This is a genomic window from Kitasatospora sp. NBC_01302 (genome assembly GCF_035976515.1).
Classification (GTDB): Bacteria; Actinomycetota; Actinomycetes; order Streptomycetales; family Streptomycetaceae; genus Kitasatospora.
Genome location: NZ_CP108404.1, coordinates 6,441,806 through 6,467,019, shown reverse-complemented (window position 1 = coordinate 6,467,019; position 25,214 = coordinate 6,441,806). Strand labels below are relative to the sequence as shown.

23 protein-coding genes are annotated in these 25,214 nt (G+C 72.6%); 12 read left to right on the top strand and 11 right to left on the bottom strand.

Annotation, left to right across the window (positions count from 1 at the left end):
• Nucleotides 1–39 precede the first annotated feature (39 nt).
• The 4 genes from OG294_RS28385 to OG294_RS28370 all read right to left on the bottom strand — a co-directional run bounded on the left by OG294_RS28385 (nucleotide 40) and on the right by OG294_RS28370 (nucleotide 2,958).
• Nucleotides 40–624, bottom strand: a complete 585-nt coding sequence (locus OG294_RS28385) for a TerD family protein (protein WP_327069380.1) — start codon at nucleotides 622–624, stop codon at nucleotides 40–42.
• Nucleotides 625–926: 302 nt separating this feature from the next.
• A complete protein-coding gene (locus OG294_RS28380; RefSeq protein ID WP_327069379.1) occupies nucleotides 927–1,502 on the bottom strand; it encodes a TerD family protein in 576 nt (191 codons plus the stop codon).
• A gap of 210 nt (nucleotides 1,503–1,712) precedes the next feature.
• Nucleotides 1,713–2,171 (bottom strand): peroxiredoxin, encoded by a 459-nt coding sequence (locus OG294_RS28375; protein WP_327069378.1) that lies wholly within the window; start codon nucleotides 2,169–2,171, stop codon nucleotides 1,713–1,715.
• Between the two features lie 349 nt (nucleotides 2,172–2,520).
• Complete coding sequence (locus OG294_RS28370) at nucleotides 2,521–2,958, bottom strand: DUF3052 domain-containing protein (protein WP_327069377.1); 438 nt, start codon at nucleotides 2,956–2,958, stop codon at nucleotides 2,521–2,523.
• Nucleotides 2,959–3,509: 551 nt separating this feature from the next.
• On the opposite strand from OG294_RS28370, the gene aceE reads away from it, so the two are divergent.
• The 4 genes from aceE to OG294_RS28350 all read left to right on the top strand — a co-directional run bounded on the left by aceE (nucleotide 3,510) and on the right by OG294_RS28350 (nucleotide 8,841).
• Entirely contained in the window at nucleotides 3,510–6,260 is a 2,751-nt protein-coding gene (gene aceE, locus OG294_RS28365; protein ID WP_327069376.1) for a pyruvate dehydrogenase (acetyl-transferring), homodimeric type, read from the top strand.
• A gap of 137 nt (nucleotides 6,261–6,397) precedes the next feature.
• A complete protein-coding gene (locus OG294_RS28360) occupies nucleotides 6,398–6,583 on the top strand; it encodes a hypothetical protein (RefSeq protein ID WP_327069375.1) in 186 nt (61 codons plus the stop codon).
• Nucleotides 6,584–6,822: 239 nt separating this feature from the next.
• Nucleotides 6,823–7,491, top strand: a complete 669-nt coding sequence (locus tag OG294_RS28355) for a TetR family transcriptional regulator (protein ID WP_327069374.1) — start codon at nucleotides 6,823–6,825, stop codon at nucleotides 7,489–7,491.
• 171 nt (nucleotides 7,492–7,662) lie between these two features.
• Complete coding sequence (locus OG294_RS28350; protein WP_327069373.1) at nucleotides 7,663–8,841, top strand: alpha/beta hydrolase; 1,179 nt, start codon at nucleotides 7,663–7,665, stop codon at nucleotides 8,839–8,841.
• Nucleotides 8,842–8,860: 19 nt separating this feature from the next.
• On the opposite strand, the gene OG294_RS28345 is transcribed toward OG294_RS28350, so the two are convergent.
• Together OG294_RS28345 and OG294_RS28340 are read right to left on the bottom strand one after the other, a co-directional pair.
• Nucleotides 8,861–9,904 carry an aldo/keto reductase gene (locus tag OG294_RS28345; protein WP_327069372.1) on the bottom strand — a complete coding sequence of 348 codons (1,044 nt, stop codon included), beginning with the start codon at nucleotides 9,902–9,904 and terminating at the stop codon, nucleotides 8,861–8,863.
• Nucleotides 9,905–9,909: 5 nt separating this feature from the next.
• On the bottom strand, nucleotides 9,910–10,359 hold the full coding sequence (locus OG294_RS28340) for a MerR family transcriptional regulator (RefSeq protein ID WP_327069371.1): 450 nt from the start codon (nucleotides 10,357–10,359) through the stop codon (nucleotides 9,910–9,912).
• A gap of 101 nt (nucleotides 10,360–10,460) precedes the next feature.
• Between OG294_RS28340 and OG294_RS28335 the strand changes: the two genes are divergently transcribed.
• Nucleotides 10,461–11,294, top strand: coding sequence for a serine hydrolase domain-containing protein (locus OG294_RS28335; RefSeq protein ID WP_327069370.1), 834 nt, complete (start codon nucleotides 10,461–10,463; stop codon nucleotides 11,292–11,294).
• 3 nt (nucleotides 11,295–11,297) lie between these two features.
• Here the strand turns inward: OG294_RS28335 and OG294_RS28330 are convergent, their stop codons facing one another.
• Nucleotides 11,298–12,071 carry a pirin family protein gene (locus OG294_RS28330; protein ID WP_327069369.1) on the bottom strand — a complete coding sequence of 258 codons (774 nt, stop codon included), beginning with the start codon at nucleotides 12,069–12,071 and terminating at the stop codon, nucleotides 11,298–11,300.
• 235 nt (nucleotides 12,072–12,306) lie between these two features.
• Here OG294_RS28330 and OG294_RS28325 point away from each other — a divergent pair, with 235 nt between their 5' ends.
• From OG294_RS28325 to fabF, 5 genes are all read left to right on the top strand, one after another.
• Nucleotides 12,307–13,455, top strand: coding sequence for a PucR family transcriptional regulator (locus OG294_RS28325; protein ID WP_327071699.1), 1,149 nt, complete (start codon nucleotides 12,307–12,309; stop codon nucleotides 13,453–13,455).
• A gap of 95 nt (nucleotides 13,456–13,550) precedes the next feature.
• Nucleotides 13,551–14,495, top strand: coding sequence for an ACP S-malonyltransferase (locus OG294_RS28320; protein ID WP_327069368.1), 945 nt, complete (start codon nucleotides 13,551–13,553; stop codon nucleotides 14,493–14,495).
• Complete coding sequence (locus OG294_RS28315; RefSeq protein ID WP_327069367.1) at nucleotides 14,492–15,538, top strand: beta-ketoacyl-ACP synthase III; 1,047 nt, start codon at nucleotides 14,492–14,494, stop codon at nucleotides 15,536–15,538. Before OG294_RS28320 ends, OG294_RS28315 begins: the two co-directional genes overlap by 4 nt.
• An 81-nt stretch (nucleotides 15,539–15,619) precedes the next feature.
• Nucleotides 15,620–15,859: an acyl carrier protein gene (locus OG294_RS28310; protein ID WP_327069366.1), complete on the top strand. Its 240-nt coding sequence runs from the start codon at nucleotides 15,620–15,622 to the stop codon at nucleotides 15,857–15,859.
• Nucleotides 15,860–15,954: 95 nt separating this feature from the next.
• Nucleotides 15,955–17,223, top strand: coding sequence for a beta-ketoacyl-ACP synthase II (gene fabF, locus OG294_RS28305; RefSeq protein WP_327069365.1), 1,269 nt, complete (start codon nucleotides 15,955–15,957; stop codon nucleotides 17,221–17,223).
• Between the two features lie 119 nt (nucleotides 17,224–17,342).
• On the opposite strand, the gene OG294_RS28300 is transcribed toward fabF, so the two are convergent.
• Together OG294_RS28300 and OG294_RS28295 are read right to left on the bottom strand one after the other, a co-directional pair.
• Nucleotides 17,343–17,837 (bottom strand): DUF3145 domain-containing protein, encoded by a 495-nt coding sequence (locus OG294_RS28300; protein WP_327069364.1) that lies wholly within the window; start codon nucleotides 17,835–17,837, stop codon nucleotides 17,343–17,345.
• A 400-nt stretch (nucleotides 17,838–18,237) separates the two neighbouring features.
• On the bottom strand, nucleotides 18,238–19,263 hold the full coding sequence (locus tag OG294_RS28295; protein WP_327069363.1) for an NADP-dependent oxidoreductase: 1,026 nt from the start codon (nucleotides 19,261–19,263) through the stop codon (nucleotides 18,238–18,240).
• Nucleotides 19,264–19,365: 102 nt separating this feature from the next.
• Here OG294_RS28295 and OG294_RS28290 point away from each other — a divergent pair, with 102 nt between their 5' ends.
• Entirely contained in the window at nucleotides 19,366–19,809 is a 444-nt protein-coding gene (locus OG294_RS28290) for a MarR family winged helix-turn-helix transcriptional regulator (protein WP_327069362.1), read from the top strand.
• A 24-nt stretch (nucleotides 19,810–19,833) separates the two neighbouring features.
• On the opposite strand, the gene OG294_RS28285 is transcribed toward OG294_RS28290, so the two are convergent.
• Together OG294_RS28285 and OG294_RS28280 are read right to left on the bottom strand one after the other, a co-directional pair.
• Entirely contained in the window at nucleotides 19,834–22,533 is a 2,700-nt protein-coding gene (locus OG294_RS28285) for an HAD-IC family P-type ATPase (RefSeq protein WP_327069361.1), read from the bottom strand.
• The gene (locus OG294_RS28280) at nucleotides 22,526–22,906 is read right to left on the bottom strand and encodes an ArsR/SmtB family transcription factor (RefSeq protein ID WP_327069360.1); all 381 of its coding nucleotides are present in this window, start codon (nucleotides 22,904–22,906) and stop codon (nucleotides 22,526–22,528) included. The genes OG294_RS28285 and OG294_RS28280 overlap by 8 nt, the downstream gene beginning before the upstream one ends.
• 229 nt (nucleotides 22,907–23,135) lie before the next feature.
• Between OG294_RS28280 and OG294_RS28275 the strand changes: the two genes are divergently transcribed.
• On the top strand, nucleotides 23,136–25,148 hold the full coding sequence (locus tag OG294_RS28275; protein ID WP_327069359.1) for an FtsW/RodA/SpoVE family cell cycle protein: 2,013 nt from the start codon (nucleotides 23,136–23,138) through the stop codon (nucleotides 25,146–25,148).
• The last annotated feature ends 66 nt before the right edge of the window (nucleotides 25,149–25,214 follow it).

Below are 25,214 nucleotides of genomic sequence, written 5' to 3'. Positions count from 1 at the left end.
CTTTCGGTGACATGGCGCGCCGAGAATTTGACGATGCCTTTACTGTACGTTGACCCCAAAGTCGAGGGCGATTCCGCGCAGACCGGACGCGTACCCCTGGCCGACCGCCCGGAACTTCCACTCGCCCTGGTAGCGGTAGAGCTCGCCGAAGATCATCGCGGTCTCGCTGGAGGCGTCCTCGGTCAGGTCGTAGCGGGCGATCTCCTGACCGCCGGCCTGGTTGACCACCCGGATGTAGGCGTTGCGGACCTGGCCGAAGCTCTGCACCCGCGCGTCCGCGTCGTAGATCGAGACCGGGAAGACCACCTTGTCGACCTGCGCGGGCACCAGGTCCAGGTTGACCACCATCACCTCCTCGTCGCCCTCGTCACCCTCCTGGCCGCCGACCAGGTTGTCGCCCAGGTGCTCGACCGAGCCCTCCGGGCTCTTGAGGTTGTTGTAGAAGACGAAGTACTCGTCGCCGAGCACCCGGCCGCCCGAGCAGAGCAGCGCGCTCGCGTCGAGGTCGAAGGGCGCGCCGGTGGTCGACCGGGCGTCCCAGCCCAGGCCGATCTGAACCTGGGTCAGGCCGGGCGCGGCCTTGCTCAGCGAGACGTTGCCGCCCTTGGCGAGCGTGACACTCATCGTCGTCTTTCCTCCCACTCCCTGGCAGCCGGCACCGTGCGGTGAGACACAGAGGGCGAACTCCACATGTACGCCCTCCGGCCCCCGAACGGTTCCGAACCGCCCACTGAACATGCTGAACTTCGAACCTATCAAGGGGGCGGAACCCCGCTTCAGCCCGGCGTTCGGGTATCCGGCCGCCGGGCCGCGCGCTCCCCGGCCGGGCCGTCAGCGGACGCACCTTTTCGCCGTACGCACGGCAGGACCCCGGTCGCCCGAGCGGGCGACCGGGGTCCTGGTCGGGCCATCCGTCCGAGGTGCCGTCAGACGTTCACACCGAAGTCCTGGGCGATGCCGCGCAGGCCCGAGGCGTAGCCCTGGCCGATGGCGCGGAACTTCCACTCGGCGCCGCTGCGGTAGAGCTCGCCGAAGACCATCGCCGTCTCGGTGGAGGCGTCCTCGGTCAGGTCGTAGCGGGCGATCTCCTGACCGCCGGCCTGGTTGACCACCCGGATGTAGGCGTTGCGGACCTGGCCGAAGTTCTGCAGCCGGGTCTCCGCCTCGTAGATCGAGACCGGGAAGACGATCTTGGCGACCGAGGCCGGCACGGCGGCCAGGTTGACCTTGATCGTCTCGTCGTCGCCCTCGCCCTCACCGGTCAGGTTGTCGCCGGTGTGCTCGACCGAACCGTCCGGGCTGGTCAGGTTGTTGAAGAAGACGAAGTCGCTGTCCTTGGCGACCTTGCCCTGCTCGGTGCAGAGCAGCGCACTGGCGTCCAGGTCGAACTCCGCGCCCGTCGTGGTGCGCGCGTCCCAGCCGAGGCCGACGAGCACCGCGGTCAGGCCCGGGGCCTCCTTGGTCAGCGAGACGTTGCCGCCCTTGCTCAGGCTGACACCCACAGGTTCCTCCAAGATGCGGGAGGCACCCGGGCGGCGCCTCGGCGGTGTGGCCGTCGAGCCCTTGGGACCGACCCACGCTCCGACCAACGGCCAGATCGTAGTACCGGGTTCCCGGACCGCACACTAGGCGGCCCGGCGTGGCTGGTGGAGATCTCCGGCCCCGGGCCCCGCCCGGGAGCCCCGGGCCGGAGATCCCCGCCAGGCGCCGCCTCAGAGCGCGGCGAGCACCGTGAGGTACTCCTGCTCGTCCCGGGCGTCCGGCAGGCCGTTGACGACCGACCAGCGCACCACGCCGGCCTTGTCGATCACGAAGGTGCCGCGGACCGCGCAGCCCTTCTCGCCGTCGAAGACGCCGTAGGCCTCGGAGACCGCGCCGTGCGGCCAGAAGTCCGACAGCAGCGGGTAGGAGAGGCCCTCCTGGTCGGCGAAGACGCGCAGGGTGAAGGGCGAGTCGTTGGAGACCGCCAGGATCTGCACGTCCTCGTTCTGGAGCCGCGGCAGCTCCTTCTGGATCGCGCAGACCTCGCCGGTGCAGACACCGGTGAAGGCGAAGGGGTAGAAGACCAGGACGACGTTCTTCTCGCCCCGGAAGTCGGAGAGCTTGACCAGCTCGCCGTGCTGGTTCTTCAGCTCGAAGTCCGGAGCCTGGGTGCCGACCTCGATGGCCATGGTGAGACCTTTCTCAGCGGTGGGCGCGGCGCGCACCGTGCCCACGGGTTCCCGCGGGCGACGCACCGGCCGACCGCGCGATCATCCTCGCATCCGGGCTCCGGATTTCGGCCGTACGAGTGAGCCGGCACCACCCGGCAGGGGCGATTCACGGCCGATTTCGCCGCGAGCGAACAACGGTCTCGGTGATCCCGACAAACCGGCCGCGCTGACGGCGGGACCCCGCTGGAGGCTCCTCCAGCGGGGTCCGTCAGGCTCCGGGTGCGCCGGGCTCGATGCGGCCCGACGCGGTGCGGCCCGGCTCAGTGCGGGCCGCGCTCAGGGTGGGCCGGAGCCGGGGCGGCCGGGCTCAGCGCCGGCCGGACTTCGCCGCCTTCGGCGTGGCCAGGCGGGTACCGGCCCAGTCCTTGGCCACCGTGATCGAGCTGGTCTGCGAGAGGCCCGCGGTCTGCGCGGCCTCCGCGACCTCGTGCGCCTCGACGTGGCCCTCACGGCCCTTCTTGGGCGTCAGCAGCCAGATCAGGCCGCCATCGGCCAGGTACTCCTGGGCGTCGACGAGGGCATCGGTCAGATCCCCGTCCTCCTCGCGGTGCCACAGCAGGACGGCGTCGGCGACGTCGTCGTAGTCCTCGTCGACGAGGTCCTCACCAGTGATCTCCTCGATGCCCTCGCGGAGCTCCTGGTCGGTGTCTTCGTCGTACCCGAGCTCCTGAACGATCTGGCCGGGCTCGAAGCCCAGCTTGTTAGCCGGGTTGGACTTGTCCGCGGGGTCCGCGGTCGCGCTCACGGGAATAACCTCCAGTATTCGGCCTGGCGTCGATGCCAGGGCTGTGGCCGTAGTCCACACGGGCGCGGCGGTTCGCGCAAGTACCCGACCCCCGATCCCACCCAAAGGTTGACGTCTCGTAGCAAGACACGCCGAGTCCTGTGCCGGGAATCACACCGATTTGCCCTTTTGCGGACCGTTCGCCCATGCTGCGGATGCCACTCGTCCGCCGGCAGGTTCGCGACCAGTCGACCGCCTTCCCGCCCGCGATACGAACGGCATTCGAGACCAGTACGACCACGGGCGTAAAGTCTCCTGTTGGCCCTCACCCCGACCGCCCGCCATCGGACGAGCGGGGCACCTGGAGCAGTCCAGGTACACAGGTCGGACCACCTCTTCGTAAGACCCGGTGGAGTCGGTGACGGCGATGACGCCCGAAGCGCCCCCACCTGACCGATTCGCCCACCAGGCGCTTCGGTTACCCATCGGTAGAGATGACGGATCTCCGAGTTGCGGTACACGATGGAGGCGGCGCGACACACCTCAGTTTCGACCGACAGTGAAGGAACAGCGTGGCTTCCGGATCCGATCGCAACCCGATCATCATTGGCGGCCTTCCGAGTCAGGTCCCGGACTTCGATCCCGAGGAGACCGCGGAATGGCTGGAGTCGCTCGACGCGGCCATCGACGAGCGGGGCCGTGAGCGCGCCCGCTACCTGATGCTCCGCCTGATCGAGCGCGCCCGCGAGAAGCGTGTCGCCGTGCCCGAGATGCGCAGCACGGACTACGTCAACACCATCGCCACCAAGGACGAGCCGTTCTTCCCCGGCAACGAGGAGATCGAGCGCAAGGTCCTGAACGCGACCCGCTGGAACGCGGCCGTGATGGTCTCCCGGGCCCAGCGCCCGGGCATCGGCGTCGGTGGCCACATCGCCACCTTCGCCTCCTCCGCGTCCCTGTACGACGTGGGCTTCAACTACTTCTTCCGTGGCAAGGACGCCGACGGCGAGTCCGGCGACCAGATCTTCTTCCAGGGCCACGCCTCCCCCGGTATCTACGCCCGCGCCTTCCTGCTGGACCGACTGAGCGAGCAGCAGCTCGACGCCTTCCGCCAGGAGAAGTCGAAGGCCCCCTACGGCCTGTCCAGCTACCCGCACCCGCGGCTGATGCCGGACTTCTGGGAGTTCCCGACCGTCTCGATGGGCCTCGGCCCGCTCGGCGCGATCTACCAGGCGCGGATGAACCGCTACCTGGAGCACCGCGGGATCAAGGACACCTCCGACAGCCACGTCTACGCCTTCCTCGGCGACGGCGAGATGGACGAGCCGGAGTCGCTGGGCCAGCTGTCGCTCGCCGCGCGCGAGGGCCTGGACAACCTGACCTTCGTCGTCAACTGCAACCTGCAGCGCCTGGACGGCCCGGTCCGCGGCAACGGCAAGATCATCCAGGAGCTGGAGTCGCAGTTCCGCGGCGCCGGCTGGAACGTCATCAAGCTGGTCTGGGACCGCAGCTGGGACCCGCTGCTGGCCCAGGACCGTGACGGCGTCCTGGTCAACAAGCTGAACTCCACCCCGGACGGCCAGTTCCAGACCTACGCCACCGAGACCGGCTCGTACATCCGCGAGCACTTCTTCGGTGACGACCTGCGGCTGCGCGCGATGGTCGAGAGCATGTCCGACCAGCAGATCCAGCACCTGGGTCGCGGCGGCCACGACCACAAGAAGGTCTACGCGGCCTTCAAGGCGGCCCGCGAGCACAAGGGCCAGCCGACCGTCATCCTGGCGCAGACCGTCAAGGGCTGGACGCTGGGCCCCAACTTCGAGGGCCGCAACGCCACCCACCAGATGAAGAAGCTGACGGTCGAGGACCTGAAGCGCTTCCGCGACCGCCTGCACCTGCCGATCACGGACAAGCAGCTCGACGAGGGCTACCCGCCCTACTACCACCCGGGCAAGGACTCCGAAGAGATCCAGTACATGCACGACCGGCGCCGGGAGCTGGGCGGCTACGTGCCGACCCGCAAGGTGCGGCCGCGCAAGCTGGAGCTGCCGGGCGACGACGCCTACAAGGGCGTCAAGAAGGGTTCCGGCCAGCAGACCATCGCCACCACCATGGCGTTCGTCCGCGTGCTCAAGGACCTGATGCGGGACAAGGGCATCGGCAACCGCTTCGTGCCGATCGCGCCGGACGAGTACCGGACCTTCGGCATGGACTCGCTCTTCCCGTCCGCCAAGATCTACAACCCGCTCGGCCAGACCTACGAGTCGGTCGACCGCGAGCTGCTGCTGGCGTACAAGGAGTCCCCGACCGGCCAGATGCTGCACGACGGCATCTCCGAGGCCGGCTGCACCGCCTCGCTGATCGCCGCCGGTTCGTCCTACGCCACCCACGGCGAGCCGCTGATCCCGGTCTACGTCTTCTACTCGATGTTCGGGTTCCAGCGCACCGGCGACCAGTTCTGGCAGATGGCCGACCAGCTGGCCCGCGGCTTCGTGATCGGCGCCACCGCCGGCCGCACCACGCTGACCGGTGAGGGCCTGCAGCACGCCGACGGCCACTCGCACCTGCTGGCCTCGACCAACCCCGGGGTCGTCGCCTACGACCCGGCCTACGGCTTCGAGATCGCGCACATCATGCAGGACGGTCTGCGCCGCATGTACGGCTCCTCCGCCGAGCACCCGCACGGCGAGGACGTCTTCTACTACATGACGGTCTACAACGAGCCGATCCAGATGCCGGCCGAGCCGGAGAACGTGGACGTCGAGGGCATCCTCAAGGGCATCCACCGCTACCAGGCCGGCACCGCGGGCCAGATCCCGGCGCAGATCCTCGCCTCCGGCGTGGCCGTGCCGTGGGCCCTGGAGGCCCAGCGGATCCTGGCCGAGGAATGGAACGTCAAGGCCGACGTGTGGTCCGCGACCTCCTGGAACGAGCTGCGCCGCGACGCGGTGGAGGCCGAGGAGTTCAACCTGCTGCACCCCGAGGAGCCGCAGCGCGTCCCGTACGTGACGGAGAAGCTCTCCGGCGCCGAGGGCCCGTTCGTCGCGGTCTCCGACTGGATGCGCGCGGTGCCGGACCAGATCGCGCGCTGGGTGCCGGGCCAGTACCAGTCGCTGGGTGCCGACGGCTTCGGCTTCGCCGACACCCGTGGTGCGGCGCGCCGGTTCTTCCACATCGACGCGCAGTCGGTGGTGCTGGGCGTGCTGACCGAGCTGGCCAAGCAGGGCAAGATCGACCGCCACGCGCTGAAGGAGGCGATCGACCGCTACCAGCTGCTGGACGTGGCCGCCGCCCACCCGGGCGCTGCGGGCGGCGACGCCTGAGCCGGCCGGACCGTCGAACACCCCGAGGGCCGGACTCCTGCTGGAGTCCGGCCCTCGGGCTTTTCCACACCCGGGAGGCCCATCGTCCGGCCCAGTCCAGCGCGCCCGGCGGCCGCCCCGGTGGTGATGATCGCCCCATGCACGACGACGAGATCCTGGCCCGCGCGCGCTGGCTGCTGCGCGAGGTGCAGCTGTCCCCCGCCGAGGCGCACACCCGCCTGTTGGACTACTTCCCGGATCTGGAGCGCGAGGAGCGCAGCCGCTACCTGCGCGAGGCGGCGGCGGTGCCGGTCGAGCGCCCCGGCCTGACCGGCCGGCGCTAGGGCCGGACAGGCCTGGGGCCTCTCCGGCCGACGGCAGACGGCAGACGGGTGGCGCCCGGGCCCCGCCCGTCCCCACGAGCTCGTCGGCCGCGCGGGCGCCACCGTGACGAGATTATGTCAGCAGCTGACAATCGGCAATCAGTGACTTATGGTGCCCGATGAATCACGGCACGGCGTGCCGCCCGGGGGCAGCGGCTTCACCTCCCGGCCGGGCCCGGACCGCGCGCTATCGTGTCGGCATGTCCACCACCACCGCTGCCCCGCCCGCCGCGCCCCCGGGTCTGCGCGAGCGCAAGAAGCAGCGCACCCGGGACGCCCTGGTGGACGCGGCACACCGGCTCTTCCTCACCCAGGGCTACGCGCGCACCACCGTGGACGAGATCGCCGCCGCCGTGGACGTCTCGCAGCGCACCTTCTTCCGCTACTTCGCCAACAAGGAGGAGGCCGCGCTCGCGGTGCTGGCCGACGCCGAGCGGTACTTCCTGGAGCGGCTGCGGGCCCGGCCGGCCGCCGAGAACCCGCTCACCGCGATGCACGCGGCCGTCTGCGAGTCCTGGCGCGACCTGCACGACGCGCACCGGCACGACGGGCGCGGCGTCACCGCCGCGCTGGAGCTGGTCGCGCTGATCGAGTCGACTCCCACCCTGCTCGCCGCCCACCTGCGCCGCTCGGCCGAGCAGGAGCAGCGGGTGGTCGAGGTGCTGGCCGCCCGCGAGGGGGTGGACCCGGCCACCGACCTGCGCCCGCGGCTGCTGGCGGCCACCTTCGGGGCCGTGATCCGCTCCGCCCACCAGGCCTGGACGGCCGCCGGGGGGTGTCCCGGCGCCGACGGCCCGGACGGCATGATCGCCATGATCGGGCGTCACCTCGACCAGCTCGGACCGGCGTTGGCCGGCGACTGGCACTGACGAACGAGCGGGTCGCACGGGGGTCACTGTGACTCAACCCACAGTTTAGGGCGACTCCAGCACTCCTTCGGACCGAATACGCTGGCCGACTGAACGTTGTCTTGTCCCGGCCGCCGTGTGGATCCGATCACTCGATCGTCCCGGCCGCCATAGCACCAGGAGTTGACGCGAATGCAGCGCAGGCGGCTGAAGCGCATGCTGATCGGCGCTTTCGCGGCCTGCTCGGTGCTGGCCGACGCCGGCGCCGCGGCCGCCCAGGCCGCGGCCTCCAACGAGCAGGTCGCGATCACCACCCCGCCGGCCGGTTCCAGCGCCTGGGTGCACGACACCTCGCTCGGCCGTCCGCTGCCCGACCCGGCCACCGCCGACGCGGCCACCGTGGCAGGCTTCTTCGCCACACTCTCCGCCGCCCAGCAGGACCGCCTGGCGAACGCCTACCCGCTGGTGGTGGGCAATCTGGACGGCGCCCCGCTGCAGCTGCGCTACCGGGCCAACGCACTGGCGCTGGCGGCCGAGGTGGCCCGGGCCAAGGCCCAGGCCGCGGACCGCAGGGTGGACCCCACCACCCACGCGCTCGCCGTCTCCCGGGCCAACGACTGCCAGGCGCTGCTGGCCCCGGGCCGCCAGATCCTGGCCTTCGACCCGCGCGGCCGCGGCCTGGTCACCGAGGTCTTCGGCGACCTGGCGAGCGCCCAGCGCGTCTCGGTGATCGTGCCCGGCTCGGACACCGACCTCGGCCACCACGACCGCGCGGTCGACCCGCTGCGCTCGCCGGCCGGGATGGCCCGCGCGCTGCAGGCCGAGGAGCGCAGCCAGGAGCCGGGCGTGAAGACCGCCGTCATCGCCTGGACCGGCTACGTCACCCCGGTGGGCCTGGGCCCCGACGCGGTCACCTCCCGGCTGGCCGACGCCGGCGCGCCCCGGCTGGCCCGGCTGCTCGACGGCCTGGCCAGGACCAGCTCCCCCGTCGCCCCGCCGACCCTGATCTGCCACTCCTACGGCACCGTGGTCTGCGGCACCGTGGCGCCCGGGCTGCACGGCCGCACCACGGACATGGTGGTGCTGGGCAGCCCCGGCATGGGCGTGCAGAACGTGGACGAGCTGGGCGCCGGGGTCCACCTGTGGGCCACCCGCAACCCGAGCGACTGGATCGGCAACGTCCCCTACCTCCAGGTCGGCGGCCTGGGTCACGGGGCCGACCCGACCAGCGCGGACTTCGGCGCCGAGCAGATCTCCTCGGCCGGCGCCGCGGGCCACGTGGGCTACTTCGACCCCGGGACCACCAGCCTGCACAACTTCGCGGCGATCGCGCTGGGCGACTACCGGTCCGTCGTCTACCGCACGGGCTGACCCACCGCCAGGCGGGCGGCTACTCGCGGGCGGTGGCCGTGAAGGCCATGTCCGGGTAGCGGGTGCCGGCGACCTCGGCGGCCAGCGGCTCCAGCGCGGCGAGTTCGGCCGCGTCGAGCAGCAGGGTGGCGGCGGCGGTGTTCTCGGCCAGCCGGCTGCGCTTGCGGGTGCCGGGGATCGGAACCACCGTCAGGCCGTGCACCGCGGCCCGCTGGTGGACCCAGGCGAGCGCGACCTGAGCCGCCGTCACCCCACGCTCGGCGGCGATCCGCTGGATCGGGGCGATCAGCGCGGCGTTGGCGGCCGCGTTGTCCCCGCTGAAGCGCGGCTGGTGGCGACGGAAGTCGTCCTCGGCCAGCTCGGTGGCGCTGGCGAAGGCGCCGGTCAGGAAGCCCCGGCCGAGCGGCGAGTACGGGACGAAGCCGACCCCGAGCTCGGCGGCGGCCCCGACCACGCTCTGCTCCACATCGCGGGAGAAGAGCGACCACTCCTGCTGGACGGCCGCGATCGGGTGCACCGCGTGCGCCTCGCGCAGCTCGGCCCCGGTCACCTCGGACAGGCCCAGGTGGCGGACCTTGCCGGCCTGCACCAGCTCGGCCATCGCGCCCACCGACTCGGCCAGCGGGACCTGCGGGTCGCGGCGGTGCATGTAGTAGAGGTCGATCACCTCGACGCCCAGGCGGCGCAGCGAGGCGTCCACCGCGCTGTGGATGTAGCCGGGGTCGTTGCGGATGGCGCGGTAGTGCGGGTCGTCGGCCCTGCGCTCGATGGCGAACTTGGTGGCCAGCACCACCTGGTCGCGGTGAGCCCGCACGAACGGGCCGATCAGCTCCTCGTTGTGGCCCGAGCCGTAGATGTCGGCGGTGTCGAAGAGGGTGACCCCGGCGGCCAGTGCAGCCTCCAGGGTGGCCAGCGCCTCGGTGGTGTCGGTCGGGCCGTAGAACTCGCTCATGCCCATGCAGCCCAGGCCCTGGACGCCGACGAGCGGTCCGTCCGTGCCCAGGCGGGCGGTGGGGAGGCCGGCCGGGAGGTCGGCGGGGAGGGGGGACGTCGACTGCGTCATGCGGATTACTTCCCTGAGTAGAGGTCGATCTTGTGCTCGATCACCGCGAGGGTGGCGTGCAGGTCGGCGATCTTCTGCCGTACCCCGTCGCGGTGGGCCACCAGCAGGTCACGCCGCTCGTCGAAGGTGCGCTCGCCCCCGCGGGCGAGCTCGACGTAGCGCAGCATGTCCGCCACCGGCATGCCGGTCAGCCGCAGCCGGCTCAGGAAGGCCAGCCGGTTGAGGTCGGCGTCGCTGTACAGGCGGCGGCCCGAGTGCGAGCGGTCCACCGGGTCGAGCAGACCGATCCGCTCGTACCAGCGCAGCGTGTGCGCGGTCAGCCCGGTGCGGGCGGCCACCTCGCTGATGGTGTGGCGCAGCCGGTCGGTGGGTTCGGCAGGCGCGTGGTACTCGGCCAGGCCACAGCTGTTCAGCACCGGGTCGAGCGCGGACTCCACGGCGGGCAGGGCACTCATGACGGACTCCCCCGAAGGTGTGCGGCGTGATGCACTCGACGTTATCGAGTTCGAGTGCACTCGAAGCAAGCGGCTTCGGCCGCCGCACTACAGTTCCTGCCATGCAGAGCTTGCGGATGATCGAGGACTGGCCGGTCGACACGGCGGCGGTGGCGGTGGTGCGGGGCGCGGACGGCGCGCTGCTGGGCGCGCACGGCCCGCAGCACCACCGTTTCCCCCTGGCGTCGGTGACCAAACCGCTGACCGCCTACGCGGCGCTGGTCGCGGTCGAGGAGGGCGTCTTCGAGCTGGACGACCCCGCCGGGCCGGCCGGCTCCACGGTGCGCCACCTGCTGGCCCACGCCTCGGGGCTGGCGTTCGACGACAACCGGCCGATGGCCGAGCCGGGGACCAGGCGGCTCTACTCCAACGCCGGCTTCGACGTGCTCGCCGACACGCTGGCCAAGGCGGCCGGGATCCCCTTCGAGCAGTACGCCGCCGAGGCGGTCTTCGAGCCGCTGGGCATGACGGACACCGTCATCGAGGCGACCCACCGCACCCCGGCCGGGGCCGGCGGCGTCTCCACCGCCGCCGACCTGGCCAGGTTCGCCGCCGAGCTTCAGGCCCCCCGGCTGCTGCACCCCTCGACGCTGGCCGCCGCCACCCGCGAGGTGGCCTTCCCCGGGCTCGGCGGGGTGCTGCCCGGTTTCGGGCACCAGAAGCCCAACGACTGGGGCCTGGGCTTCGAGATCCGCGACCACAAGGCGCCGCACTGGACGGGCGGCACCAGCTCGCCCGAGACCTTCGGCCACTTCGGCCAGTCCGGCACCTTCCTGTGGGTGGACCCGGCCGCAGGGGTGGCCTGCGTGGCGCTGGCCGACCGGGACTTCGGGCCGTGGGCGGCCGAGGTGTGGCCGGTCCTCACCGACGCGGTGCTCGCCGAGCTGCGCGGCTGACGGCTACCCGACCTTCAGGTCGGAGTGCATCTCCCAGAGCAGCAGCTCGGCGCCCGCGGGTCCGGCCACCGGGCTGGCGAAGGCCTCCCCGGTGAGCCGCAGGCTGTCCCCCGGCTCCATCGAGCGGCCCACTCCGCGCGGGCCGGGGATGGTGCGGTAGCCGAGCGAACCCGCCGTCAGGTGCGCGTAGCGCCACTGGGCCTCGGGCAGGTCGGGCAGCGCCCGCCCGGGGCCGGCGGTGACCAGGTGCAACGCGGCGTCCGAGCGGCGCAGCCGCAGCGCCTCGGTGCCGGCGTCGCGCTCCATCCCGGAGGCGAGCAGGGTGACCGCGTCCGCGGTCCGCGCCACCCGGCGCAGGCCGTAGGACGGCTCGGAGTCGAAGACGTCGGGCTGCAGCCACATCTGGACGAACCGGACCGGGACGTCGGCCCCGCCGACGTTGCGCTCGGTGTGGCTGGTCCCGCGCCCGGCGCTCAGGTGCTGGACCATCCCCGGGCGCACCACCCCGGCGTGCCCGTCCCCGTCCCGGTGCGCCAGTGCGCCCTCCAGTACCCAGGTGACGATCTCCACGTCACGGTGCCGGTGCGCCTCGAACCCGGCGCCGGGCTGCAGGGTCTCCTCGTTGCAGGCCTGCAGCGCGCCGAAGTGAACGTTCTTCGGGTCGTAATGCCCCGCGAACGAGAAGGCGTGCCGGGTTTCGACCCCGGGTGCGGGCGTCGAGCGGTAGCGTTCGGCGGTACGGCGCAGGTCGGCCCTAGGGCGCGCGGGGTCGGTCATCTGACCCACCGTAGCGGTTGTGCGCGGCCCCATCCGCGTGCAGCGCGAGGGGGGCGGGCGCGAGGTCGGCGCGCGGTGAGGCAGTCTTGTCCCTGTGCCAGCCCCCTCAGATCCAGAAGCTCCAGCGGGCCCGGCGGCGAGCGAACAGTCGCCGCCCGCCAAGCGGCCCGTACGCAAGACCGCCACCGCCGGTGCCACCGCCACCGAGCGCCGGCTCGCCGCCGAGCGTGCCGAGCTGCGGGCCGCCACGCTGAAACGGCTGGAGAAGTCGGCCGGCAAGCTGGCGACCGCCGCCATCGCCCGGATGGACGACCAGCTCGGCTGGTACCGGCGCATGCCACCGGAGCACCGCTCCTGGATCGGCCTGGTCGCCCAGGCCGGTATCGCCGCGTTCACCGAGTGGTACCGCCATCCCGAGGCCCCCCAGGCGATCAGCACCGACGTCTTCGGCACCGCACCGCGCGAGCTGACCCGGGCGATCACGCTGCGCCAGACCGTGGAGCTGATCCGCACCACGATCGAGGTGATGGAGGAGGCGATCCCCGAGGTCGCCGCGCCCGGCGACGAGGACGGCATGCGCGAGTCGGTGCTGGTCTACGCGCGCGAGATCGCCTTCGCCACCGCCCAGGTGTACGCCCAGGCGGCCGAGGCGCGCGGCGCCTGGGACGCCCGGCTGGAGGCCCTGGTGGTGAACTCGCTGCTCTCCGGCGACGCCGACGAGGGCGTGCTGTCCCGGGCCGCCGCCCTGGGCTGGGGTCAGCCCAGCCAGGTGCGGGTGGTGATGGGCAGCGCCCCGGACGGCGACAGCGAGGCGGTGGTCGAGGCGATCCGGCGGGCCGCCAGGTACGCCCGGCTGCACGTGCTCACCGGGGTGCTCGGCAAGCGCCTGGTGGTGGTGGTCGGCGGCGAGAAGGAGCCGGTGCACGCCGCGCGCGCGCTGATCGGCCAGTTCGCGCCCGGTCCCGTGGTGATCGGCCCGACCGTCGGCGACCTGCTCTCGGCGACCCGTTCGGCCCATGCCGCAGCCGCCGGTCTGCGGGCCTGCGCCGCCTGGCCGGATGCCCCGCGCCCGGTGCTCGCCGACGATCTGCTCCCGGAGCGCGCGCTGGCGGGCGACCAGGTCGCACGCCGTCAGCTGGTGGAGGAGATCTACACACCGCTGAACGAGGCCGGCTCGGCACTCCTGGAGACGCTGAGTGTCTATTTGGAGCAGGCGTCCTCCTTGGAGGGTGCCGCACGGATGCTCTTCGTCCACCCGAACACCGTGCGCTACCGGCTACGTCGTGTGACTGACGTCACCGGCTACGCACCCTCGGATGTGCGTTCGGCCTTCACGCTCCGCATTGCGCTGGCCCTGGGTCGGCTGGACTCCACCGGGGATTGAGTCAGTCCTCCTGTAGAGACTCCACAATCCGAGGTCCTTATCTTCGTTACCGTCGCCTACCCGCCCACGGGCGCCTGGCGAGAGAGGGTTGAACCGTGCTCGTAATCGTCGCCCCTGGACAGGGTGCCCAGACCCCCGGATTCCTCAGCCCCTGGCTCGAGCTGGACGGCGTTGCCGACCAGCTGCGCGCCTGGTCCGAGGTGGCCGGCCTCGATCTGGTGCACTACGGGACCGAAGCCTCGGCCGAGGAGATCAAGGACACCGCCGTCGCCCAGCCGCTGCTGGTCGCCGCCGGCCTGGTCACCGCCCGTGCGCTCGTCCCTGATGAGCAGGACGCCGGCAAGCTGATCGGCGCCGTGGCCGGCCACAGCGTCGGTGAGATCACCGCCGCGGCCGTGGCCGGCGTGCTCGGCGCCGCCGACGCGCTGACCTTCGTCCGTGAACGCGGCCGGGCGATGGCCGAGGCCGCCGCGGTCACCGAGACCGGCATGCTCGCGGTGCTGGGCGGCGATCCGCAGGAGGTCGCGGCCAAGCTGGCCGAGCACGGCCTGACCGCGGCCAACAACAACGGCGGCGGCCAGATCGTGGCGGCCGGCACGCTGGACCAGCTGGAGGCGCTGCGCGCCGACCCGCCGGCCAAGGCGAAGCTGGTCGCGCTCAAGGTGGCCGGTGCCTTCCACACCGAGCACATGGCTCCGGGCGTGGCCCGGCTGGCCGAGCTGGCCCCCAGCCTGACGGTGGCCGACCCGGCGCTGCCCTACATCTCGAACAAGGACGGCGAGGTCGTCCAGTCCGGCGCCGAGGTCCTGGCCCGGCTGGTCGCCCAGGTCTCCAACCCGGTCCGCTGGGACCTGTGCATGGAGACCATCGAGCAGCTCGGCGCGACCTGCGTGATCGAGCTCTCCCCCGCCGGCACGCTGACCGGCCTGGTCAAGCGCAACGTCAAGGGCGTCGCCACGCTGGCCCTGAAGACCCCGGCCGACCTGGAGAAGGCTGCCGCCCTGGTGGCCGAGCACGCCGGTGAGGAGAACGCCGCATGACCGCCGCCCAGCAGATCCGACCCGTCGGCGGTGCCGCGTTCGCCCGGATCCACGGTGTCGGCGGCTACCGTCCGGTCCGGGTGATCCCCAACAGCGAGGTGCTGACCTGGATCGACTCCTCCGACGAGTGGATCCGCACCCGCAGCGGCATCACCGAGCGCCGCTGGGCCGGCCCGGAGGAGACCGTCACCGAGATGTCGGTGCAGGCCGCCGGCAAGGCGATCGCCCAGTCGGGCATCGACCCGGCGCAGATCGGCGGCGTGATCGTGGCCACCGTCTCGCACTTCAAGCAGACCCCGGCGGTGGCCACCGAGATCGCGCTGCGGCTGGGCTGCGGCACCGCGCCGGCCTTCGACATCTCCGCGGCCTGCGCCGGCTTCGGCTACGGCCTCAACCTCGCCGACGGCATGATCCGCGGCGGCAGCGCCGAGTACGTGCTGGTGATCGGCGTGGAGCGGCTGAGCGACCTGACCGACGTGCATGATCGTTCCACCGCCTTCATCTTCGGTGACGGCGCGGGCGCGGTCGTGGTGGGCCCCTCGGACACCCCGGGCATCGGCAAGGTCATCTGGGGTTCGGACGCCTCCCAGAAGGACGTCATCACCCAGACCGAGGCCTGGGACACCGCCTTCGCCAAGCCGGACGCCGTCAACGGCCACAGCGAGCACCCCGAGGCCGGCCCCCGGTGGCCCGCGCTGCGGATGGACGGCCAGCCGGTCTTCCGCTGGGCGGTCTGGGAGATGGCCAAGGTGGCCCAGCAGGCGCTGGACGCCGCCGGGGTGAGCGCCGACCAGCTCGGCGCCTTCATCCCGCACCAGGCCAACATGCGCATCACCGATGCCATGATCAAGGCCCTCAAGCTGCCCGACTCGGTGCCGGTCGCCCGCGACATCGCCGAGACCGGGAACACCTCGGCGGCCTCCATCCCGCTCGCCATGGAGCGGATGCTGGAGAGCGGCGAAGCCAAGAGCGGAGACCTCGCCCTGATCATCGGGTTCGGGGCGGGTCTGGTCTACGCTGCGGCAGTCGTTACCCTCCCATAGGCACACATAGCGCCTTACGTACCGTCAAACCGGCGCCGAGCATTCCGCCTGGCGCCACCATCACTCAGAGGAGCAGCCAAGATGGCTACCAAGGATGAGGTCCTGGAAGGTCTCGCGGAGATCGTCAACGAGATCGCCGGGATCCCGACCGAGGATGTCGCACTCGACAAGTCCTTCACCGATGACCTGGACGTCGACTCGCTGTCCATGGTCGAGGTGGTCGTGGCCGCCGAGGAGCGCTTCGACGTCAAGATCCCGGACGACGAGGTCAAGAACCTGAAGACGGTCGGCGACGCGGTGGAGTACATCCTCACCCACTGATCCGTTCCGGGTGGGGGCGGCCGATCCGCCGCCCCCACCCGGGCCCCCTCCGGCCGGCCCCACCCGCCCCCGCACACGTGAGAGAAGAAGAACCAGTGACCGCTGAAAACCGCACCGTGGTAGTCACGGGTATCGGCGCCTTCACGCCGCTGGGCGGCGACGCCGCCACCACCTGGGAGGGACTGCTCGCCGGCCGTTCCGGGGTTGCCGCCCTGACCGAGGAGTGGGCCGCCGACCTGCCGGTCCGGATCGCCGCGCGCACCGCGGTGGACCCCGGCGAGGTGCTGCCCCGGCCGCTGGCCCGCAAGCTGGACCGCTCGGCCCAGTTCGCGCTGATCGCCGCCCGTGAGGCCTGGGCCGACGCCGGCTACCAGGTCGCGGCCACCGACGAGGCCTCCACCCTGAACCCCGAGCGCCTGGGCACCGTGATCGCCTCCGGCATCGGCGGCGTGACCACCCTGCTCGACCAGTACGACGTGCTGAAGGAGAAGGGCGTACGCAAGGTGTCCCCGCACACCGTGCCGATGCTCATGCCCAACAGCCCCTCCGCCAACGTGGGCATCGAGGTCGGCGCCCAGGCCGGCGTGCACACCCCGGTCTCGGCCTGCGCCTCGGGCGCCGAGGCGATCGGCTACGCGATCGAGATGATCCGCAGCGGTCGCGCCGACGTCGTGGTGGCCGGCGGCACCGAGGCGGCGATCCACCCGCTGCCGATCGTCGCCTTCGCCAACATGATGGCGATGTCCAAGAACAACGACGAGCCGCAGCGCGCCTCGCGCCCCTTCGACAAGGGCCGCGACGGCTTCGTGCTGGGCGAGGGCGCCGGCGTGGTGGTGCTGGAGTCGGCCGAGCACGCCGCCGCCCGTGGCGCCAAGGTCTACTGCGAGGCGGTCGGCCAGGGCCTGTCCTCGGACGCCCACCACATCGCGCAGCCGGAGCCGACCGGTTCGGGCATCGCCCGGGCGCTGGCCCACCTGTTCGCCTCCACCGACCTGGACAAGGCCGAGGTGGTGCACGTCAACGCGCACGCCACCTCGACCCCGCAGGGCGACGTCGCCGAGATCAAGGCGCTGCGCAAGGAGCTCGGCGAGCACCTGGACCACGTGGCCGTCTCCTCCACCAAGTCGATGACCGGCCACCTGCTGGGCGGCGCCGGCGGCATCGAGACGGTGGCCACCGTGCTGGCACTCGCCACGCGCCAGGCCCCGCCGACCATCAACGTGGACGACCTGGACGACGACGTGGACGCGGACATCGTCCGCTTCGAGCCGCGCGAGCTGCCCGCCGAGGGCCGGATCGCCGCGCTCAACAACTCCTTCGGCTTCGGTGGTCACAACGTGGTGCTGGCCTTCCGCACCGTCTGACCGACCGCCTGACGAAGACAGGGACCGGTCCGCCCGGCAACCGCACCGCCTGACGGACCAGCACGCGAAAGGGGCCCCCTCGTGGGGCCCCTTTCGTATCGGGTCCTCGCCCCGCGCCCTCAGACCACCTGGTGCAGCCAGCGCACCGGTGCCCCCTCGCCGGCGTACCGGAACGGCTCCAGTTCGTCGTCCCAGGGCTTGCCGAGCAGCCGGGAGAGCTCCGCCTCCAGGTCGCTGCCCTCGCTGCGGGCCCGCAGGAGCACCGCGCGCAGCCGGTCCTCGGGGATCAGGATGTCGCCGTGGATGCCGGTGACGGCGTGGAAGATGCCGAGCGTGGGGGTGCTGCTGTAGCGCTCGCCCTCGGCGCCGGCACAGGGCTCGCTGGTCACCTCGTAGCGCATCAGCTGCCAGCCGCGCAGCGCGGAGGCGAGCTTGGAGGCGGTGCCCACCTCCCCCTGCCAGGACAGCTCGGAGCGCCACTGGCCGGGGGCGACCGGCTGGCGGATCCAGTCAAGGCTGACCCGCACGTTGAGCACGCCCGCCACCGCCCATTCGACGTGCGGGCACAGCGCGCGGGGCGCGGAGTGGATGTACAGGACTCCACGTGTCGTCACCGGGACCTCCAGGCTGTGGACGAGGGTCGCCTTCCCCAGCTGCCTCGTGCCGGTGGCCGGTTGGTCCTGGGCGCCACACTTGGCCGACTCCTGTCCGATTCTGATCCTGTTGTGACTCAGATCAACCGACATTAAGTCACTAACTTGAGCAAAACGGACAAGCTTCCACCATGGTAGTCAGTTCCGAGGAGAGGTCTACCCCTGATCGGGATCTCTCCCCCGAACGGCCCCATCGGGTGGCGCTTCGGCGGTGTCCTCACGCTATCGCGCCGCACCCGGGGTCGTCTGACGCTCCGTCGGAACCGGCTGGAACGCGCCCTCCGGGGTCGCGCGCGACAACGCCGCGCGCCCCGAGCGGCCTTGACGGCCGATCGGGGCGCGGGCAGATCCTGACGTCGGATCAGGGGGCGAGGCTGACGACCATCTTGCCGGTGTTCTCGCCGTGCATCAGGCCGAGGAAGGCGTCCATCATGTGCTCGACGCCGTCCACCACCGTCTCGTCATAGTGCAGGCTGCCGTCCTTCAGCCAGCCGGCCACCTCGGCCACGAACTGCGGCTGCAGCGCGGTGTGGTCGCGCACCAGCAGGCCCTGCAGCCGCAGCCGCTTGCCGATCGCCAGCGCCAGGTTGCGCGGACCGGTCGGCGGGGCGGTCTCGTTGTACTGGGCGATCGCCCCGCAGAGCACCGCGCGGCCGTGCACGTTGAGGGCGCCGATCGCGGCCTCCAGGTGGTCACCGCCGACGTTGTCGAAGTAGACGTCGATGCCCTCGGGCGCGGCCTTGGCGAGCTGCTCGGCCACCGGGCCCTGCTTGTAGTCGAAGGCGGCGTCGAAGCCGTAGTCGTCCACCAGCTTGGCCACCTTGGCCGCCGAACCGGCCGAGCCGACCACGCGGGAGGCGCCCTTGAGCCGGGCGATCTGACCGACCAGCGAACCGACCGCGCCGGCCGCGCCGGAGACGAAGACCGCATCGCCCGGCTTGATGCCGGCCACCTCGACCAGACCCGCGTAGGCGGTCAGGCCGGGCATGCCGAGCACGCCGAGGTAGTAGGAGAGCGGCGCGTGCGCCGGGTCCACCTTGACCGCGTGCGCCGCCTGCACGGTGGCGTACTCGCGCCAGCCCAGGCCGTGCAGCACCGCGTCGCCGACGGCGAAGCCCTCGGCGGCCGAGGCCACCACGTAGCCGACCGCGCCGCCGTCCATCGGCTGGTCAAGCTCGAACGGCGGGACGTAGGACTTGACGTCGTTCATCCGGCCGCGCATGTACGGGTCGACCGAGAGGTAGGCGTTGCGCACCAGGATCTCGCCCGGCTGCGGCTCGCGGACCGGCGCCTCGACCAGGGCGGCGTCGGAGGGCACCGGCCAGCCGTTGGGCCGGGCCTTGAGGTGCCACTCGCGGGCGGTTGCGGGCACGGACTGCTCAGCCATCGGTTCGCTCCTTGCTGTCGTTCCACCTGAAAGGTTGATGCAATGAAGTAACCATGACCATGAAAGGTTCACTGTGTCAAATATTCAGGTAGACTGACCAGCATGTCGAACGAGGAGCTGACCCGCGAGGACGCCCTGACCCGCGAGGTGGTCGACCTGATGGCCGGCCTGGTCGCGATCTTCCACCGCGAGTACGAGGAAGCCGCCGCCGCCCGCTCGCTGACCGGTGCCCAGGCCAAGGTGCTCGCGCTGCTGCGGCACGGCCCCAGGCCCATGCGCCACATCGCCCAGACGCTCAGCTGCGAGCCCTCGAACATCACCGGCATCGTGGACCGGCTGGAGGCGCGCGGCTTCGTGACCCGGGAGAGCGATCCGCAGGACCGCCGGGTCAAGCTGGTCGCCGCCACCGACCAGGGCCGGGCGGCCTCCGCGGAGCTCCGCGAGTCCCTGAACTTCGCCCGCGAGCCGCTGGCCACCCTCGGCCCCGAGGAGCGCCGGACGCTGCGCGACCTGCTGCACCGGATGCTGGTCGGCGCGAGCGGCTGACCCCGCCGCTCCGGCGGATCCGGCTCAGAACGCCTCGCGCCCCAGCCACCGCCACCAGAGCCAGCGCCCCGCCCCGAGCAGCAGCGCGTACCCGGTCACCACCAGCGCCAGCGGTCCGTAGGCGGCCAGCGGCAGCTCCTCGAAGCCGAGCCGCTCGCCCAGCGCGCTCGGCGGCAGCAGCAGTCCGACGACCGCGAGCAGCCCCGCCGCACACCAGACCGGGCGCGGCGGGCGCAGCCGGGTGCGGCTCAGCCGGTAGAGCACCGGCAGCGCTATCGCCTGGGTGACCAGGTTCTCGGTGAACCAGGCGGTGTGGAATACCGACTCCGAACTCGCGGCCGTGAAGCCGTGGGTGACCGCCCGCATCGCCTGGAACATGGCGATGTCGGAGAGCGAGTTGAGCAGCCCGAAGACGGCTGCGAAGCCGGCCAGGACGCCCCAGCGCAGCTTGACCGGCCGCTCGCCCGGCCCGGCGGCCCGGCCGCTGACCGCGAAGGAGAGCTGGGCCGCGTCGAAGCAGAGGTTCTGCAGCAGCACCTGGGCCGGCTGCATCGGCAGGAACGGCAGCAGCACCCCGCCGGCCAGCATCGAGACCGCGTTGCCCAGGTTGCAGGAGAGCGCGATCCGCAGGTAGGCGGCCACCCGGGCGGTGGCCTCCCGGCCCACCGCGAGCGCCCGGCCGAGCGGCACCAGGTCACGCCCGCCGAGCACCAGGTCGGCCCACTCGCGGGCGGCGCCGACCGCTCCGGCGGTGCCGATCCCGAGGTCCGCGGCGCGCAGCGCGGGGACGTCGTTCACCCCGTCGCCCAGGAAGCCGACCGAGCGGTGCGCCCGCCGCAGCGCCCGCACCACCCTGGCCTTCTGCTCGGGGGTGCAGCGGGCGAAGACCGCCTGCTCGGCTGCCGCTGCGGCGATCGCCGCCTCGCTGAGGCCGGCCAGCTCGGCACCGAGCAGCACCCGCCCCGGGGCCAGGCCGAGCCGCTCGGCCAGCCGCAGCGCGGTACTCGGGTGGTCGCCGGTCAGCACCGTGAGGGTGACACCGGAGCGGCTCAGCAGCGCGAGCGCCTCCTCGGCCGAGTCCACCGGCTCGTCGGAGAGCTCGACGAAGCCGAGCAGGGTCAGCTCCTGCTCGTCCGCGAGCCGGTGCGCCCCCAGCCGCGGCTCGTGCTCGGCGCGGGCCACCGCGATCAGCCGCAGACCCCGCCCGGCCCGCTCCTCGATCAGCCGTGCCAGCCCGGCGCGGGCCGAGGGGTCCAGCGGGCGCGGCGGCCGGCCCGGCTGCGCCCCGGCCAGCGTGGTGCAGCGCTCCAGCACGGCCTCCGGCGCCCCCTTGATCACCAGCAGCCGGCGGCCCGCCTCGCGCAGCACCGCACCGGAGCGCCGCCGCTCCGGGTCGAAGGGGATCACCTCCAGCACGCTCGGGGCCGGCCCGGCCAGCAGACCGGCGGCCTCGGCGGCGTCCAGCAGCGCCTCGTCCAGCGGGTCCAGCAGGCCCGGCTCGTCGTGCAGCAGCGCGGCCTCGCCCAGCAGCGCGGCCCAGCGCAGCGGCTGCGGGTCCGGGCGGCCGGCCGGGTCCAGCGCGCCCGCCACGACGAGCTCACCGGTGGTCAGGGTGCCCGTCTTGTCCAGGCAGAGCATGTCGAGGGCACCCAGCTCGCTGATCGCCGGCAGCCGCCGCACCAGCAGCCCCTCGGCGGCCAGCTGCCTGCTGCCGCGGGCCAGCACCGAACTGACCACCAGCGGCAGCAGCTCCGGGGTGAGCCCGACCGCCGCGGCCACCGCGAACGGCAGCAGCGCGCCGCTCCAGCCGTGCAGCAGGGTGTCGGTGCCGATGGTGACGGGGACGGCGGCGATCATGAAGAGGATCAGCGCCAGCACCGCGCGCCGCACCCCGCGCTCGACCACCGAGGGGCCCTGGTCGACCGGGGTGCCCGGGGCCCCCGGCTGGTGCGCGGCACCGAAGCGGGTGGCGGCGCCGGTGGCCAGCACCAGGCCGGTGCCGCTGCCGGTGACCACCGTGCTGCCCGCGAAGCAGAGCTGCGGTTCGTCGAAGGGGCCGCCCGGCGGCTCGGCGGGCGGCAGGTCGAGCGCGTGGCGCGGCACCGCGGCGGCCTCGCCGGTGAGCGCCGACTGGTCCACCGTCAGGCCCTGGGCGCGCAGCAGCCGCAGGTCGGCCGGGACGGCGTCACCGCCGGCCAGCTTGACCACGTCACCGGGCACCAGCTGCTCGGCCGGCACCTCGCGGGCGGTCGGCAGTTCGCTGTGCCCGGCCCGGCGCAGCACGGTCGCGGTGCCCGGTGCCAGGGCGCGCAGCGCCCGCAGAGCCGTCGCGGTGCGGCGCTCGCCGTGCAGCCGCAGCAGGCCGGCGGTCAGCACCAGCAGGGTCAGTATCAGCACGCTGCCCCAGGAGCCGATCAGCGCGCAGACGCCGGCCAGCGCGGCCAGCAGGGCGGCGAACGGGTCACCGAGGGCGGCCCGCAGCCGGCCGGGCCAGGTGGGCTCGGGCAGCGGCAGGACCAGGTTGTCGCCGTACTCGGCGAGGCGGGACTCCGCCTCGCCCTCGGTCAGGCCGCGCGGGGTGGCGGCCACCGCGCGCAGTGCGGCCAACCGGCTGAGCCGGGCGGGGTCGCCGGGCAACGGCCCGTGCGGCCCTCCGGACAGCGGGCGCCGGCCCGGCGCGCGACCGCCGGGCAGCGGGAGCAGGCGCGCCCCCTGGTCAGGCACCGCTGCTCCGGAACCGGTACACCTCGCCGCCGCCGGTTCGCGGCGGCTGGTGGGGCAGGGCGCCGGGGCCCGCGAGCTTCTCGATCATCAACCGCACCAGCGTGGCCACCTGGGGGTCGTCCACGCCGTAGACCTGGCGGCGGCCCTCGCGGCGGTTGGAGACCATGCCGGCCAGCTTGAGCTTGGCCAGGTGCTGGCTGACCGCCTGCAGGGTGCCGCCGACCCGCTCGGCCAGCGTGCCCACGTCGGCCTCGCCCTGGCTGAGCACCCAGACGATGTGCAGCCGCATGGTGGAGGCGAGCAGGCCGAAGGAGGCCGCCGCCGCTTGGAGCAGCTCGGCGGACGGGTCGTCCGATCCGCTGACGCCCGCCATCCGTACCGCCCTCTTTCTGGTCGCCCCTGGTCCCCGCGTGGCCCGTGCATGCGCCCGGGCCGGCCACCCGGGCCGACCACCCATGGTCGCGAAGGCGCTCAGTCTAACCGCGCCGCCCCCCGGCGCGAAGGGTCCCGCACACCACCCCCGAGCGGACCGGTGGCTCGGCGGACCCTCGGTTCGTGCGAGAATTCGCCGGTCCAGAGTGCCGTGCCGGTGGGGAGTTCGTGTGATAGGCAGCCAGCGGACCGAGGGCCAACGCGGAGCTGATCGCCGCCGCAACATCGAGCTGGTGATGCTGCTCTTCGCCCTCGCGGTCTGCTTCTTCGCCTACATCTACGCCGACGAGGCGTTGAACGACAAGCTGCCGCCGGGCCTGCTGGTCTACGGGGTGTCGTTCACCGTGCTCACCCTGGGCGTCCACCTGGTGGTGCGGCGCTTCGCGCGCTACGCCGATCCGCTGATCCTGCCGTGCGCGACGCTGCTCAGCGGCTTCGGCCTGGTGCTGCTCAACCGGCTGGACCAGTCGTACGCGATCGCGCACGCCGCCAAGGGCGACTACCAGAAGCTGCCCTCCGCACCGTCCCAGGTGATGTGGCTGTTCATCGCGGTGCCGGTGTCCATGGGGCTGGTCGTGTTCATCAAGCACCACCGCTTCTTCCAGCGCTACGTCTACATCCTGATGATCGGCGCGCTGATCCTGCTGGCCGCGCCCGCGTTCTTCCCCGGCGACGACTTCGGCGCCAAGCGGTGGATCCACCTGCCCGGCATCCAGGTGGAGCCGGACGAGTTCGTCAAGCTCGCCATCTGCGTCTTCTTCGCCGGTTATCTGACGATCAGCCGGGACGCGCTGGCGCTGGTGGGCCGCAAGGTCTGGGGCCTGAGCCTGCCGCGCGGGCGGAACGCCGGGCCGGTGCTGGCGATCTGGCTGATCAGCCTGCTGGTCCTGATCTTCGAGCGCGACCTGGGCACCTCGCTGATCTTCTTCGGCGTCTTCATCGTGATGCTCTACGTGGCCACCGAGCGGACCAGCTGGGTGGTCATCGGCCTGGTCATGGCGGTCGGCGGGGCGGCCGTGGTCGGCACCCTGGAGCCGCACGTGCATGGCCGGGTCACCGCCTGGCTGGACCCGCTGGAGTACTACAAGACCAACCCGCCGGGCACCGGGGCGGTCCCCTCCAACCAGCCCGCCGAGGCGCTGTTCAGCTTCGGCAGCGGCCACATCCTGGGCACCGGGCTCGGCTCGGGCTACCCGTGGCTGATCGGCTTCGCCGGGCGCAGCGACTTCATCTTCACCACGGTCGCCGAGGAGCTGGGCCTGGCCGGGGTGACCGCGATCCTGCTCATCTACGCGCTCTTCTTCCAGCGCGGCCTCAAGACCGCGCTGATGCTGTCGGACCCGTTCGGCAAGCTGCTGGCCGCGGGCCTGGCGAGCGCGGTGGCGCTGCAGGTCTTCGTGGTGGTCGGCGGCGTCTCCGGGCTGATCCCGCTGACCGGCAAGGCGCTGCCGTTCCTGGCCGCGGGTGGCTCCTCGACACTGGCGAACTGGCTGCTCACCGCGCTGCTGATCAAACTGAGCGACGCCGCCGGGCGCACCGAGCTGGAGCCCGAGCCGGAGCCGACCGGCAGCATCGCACCGCCGAAGCCGGCCGTGACCGGCGAGGGCGGCGTGCCCGGCCAGCAGGGCGGCACGCTGCACGGCTCGGCGGTCCCCTACGGGTCGCCGACCCTGCACGGGACGGCGACGGGCGGCGGCACCGCGGGCAACGGCGACGGCGGCACCCCGGGGACCGAGACGCCGGACGGCGGGTCACCCGCCCCCGGCACGCCGGCACCGGCCGCGCCCACGGGCGTCGGGATCCCGCAGCCGGCCGCGCCGCTCGGCGGGCCGGGCGACCAGCAGCCGGGCTACCCCGGCGCGCAGCCGGACCAGGCCGGCCACCCTGGCACCCTGCCCGGCCACCAGACGGCGGGCTACCCCGGCGCCCAGGGCGGTCAGGCGCTGATGCCGGGCTACCCAGGTGCCCAGCCGACCCAGCCGGCGGCGCCCGCATACCCGGGCGGGGGCTGGCCCACGGGACAGCAGAACCCCGGCTACCCCCCGCCGGCCAACACCCCCACCGGCTACCCGGCGTACCCCAACTCCGGCTTCCCGACCGGCAGCCACCCCGAGTACCTGACCGGCTCGGCGATGGAGTTCCCGCCGCGCTCCGAGCCGGGCGCACCGATGCCGGGCTTCTGAGGCCTGCTCACCTGACGCGGCGGCCGGGGATCCACCACCCGGCCGCCGCTGTCGCCCACCCGTCTG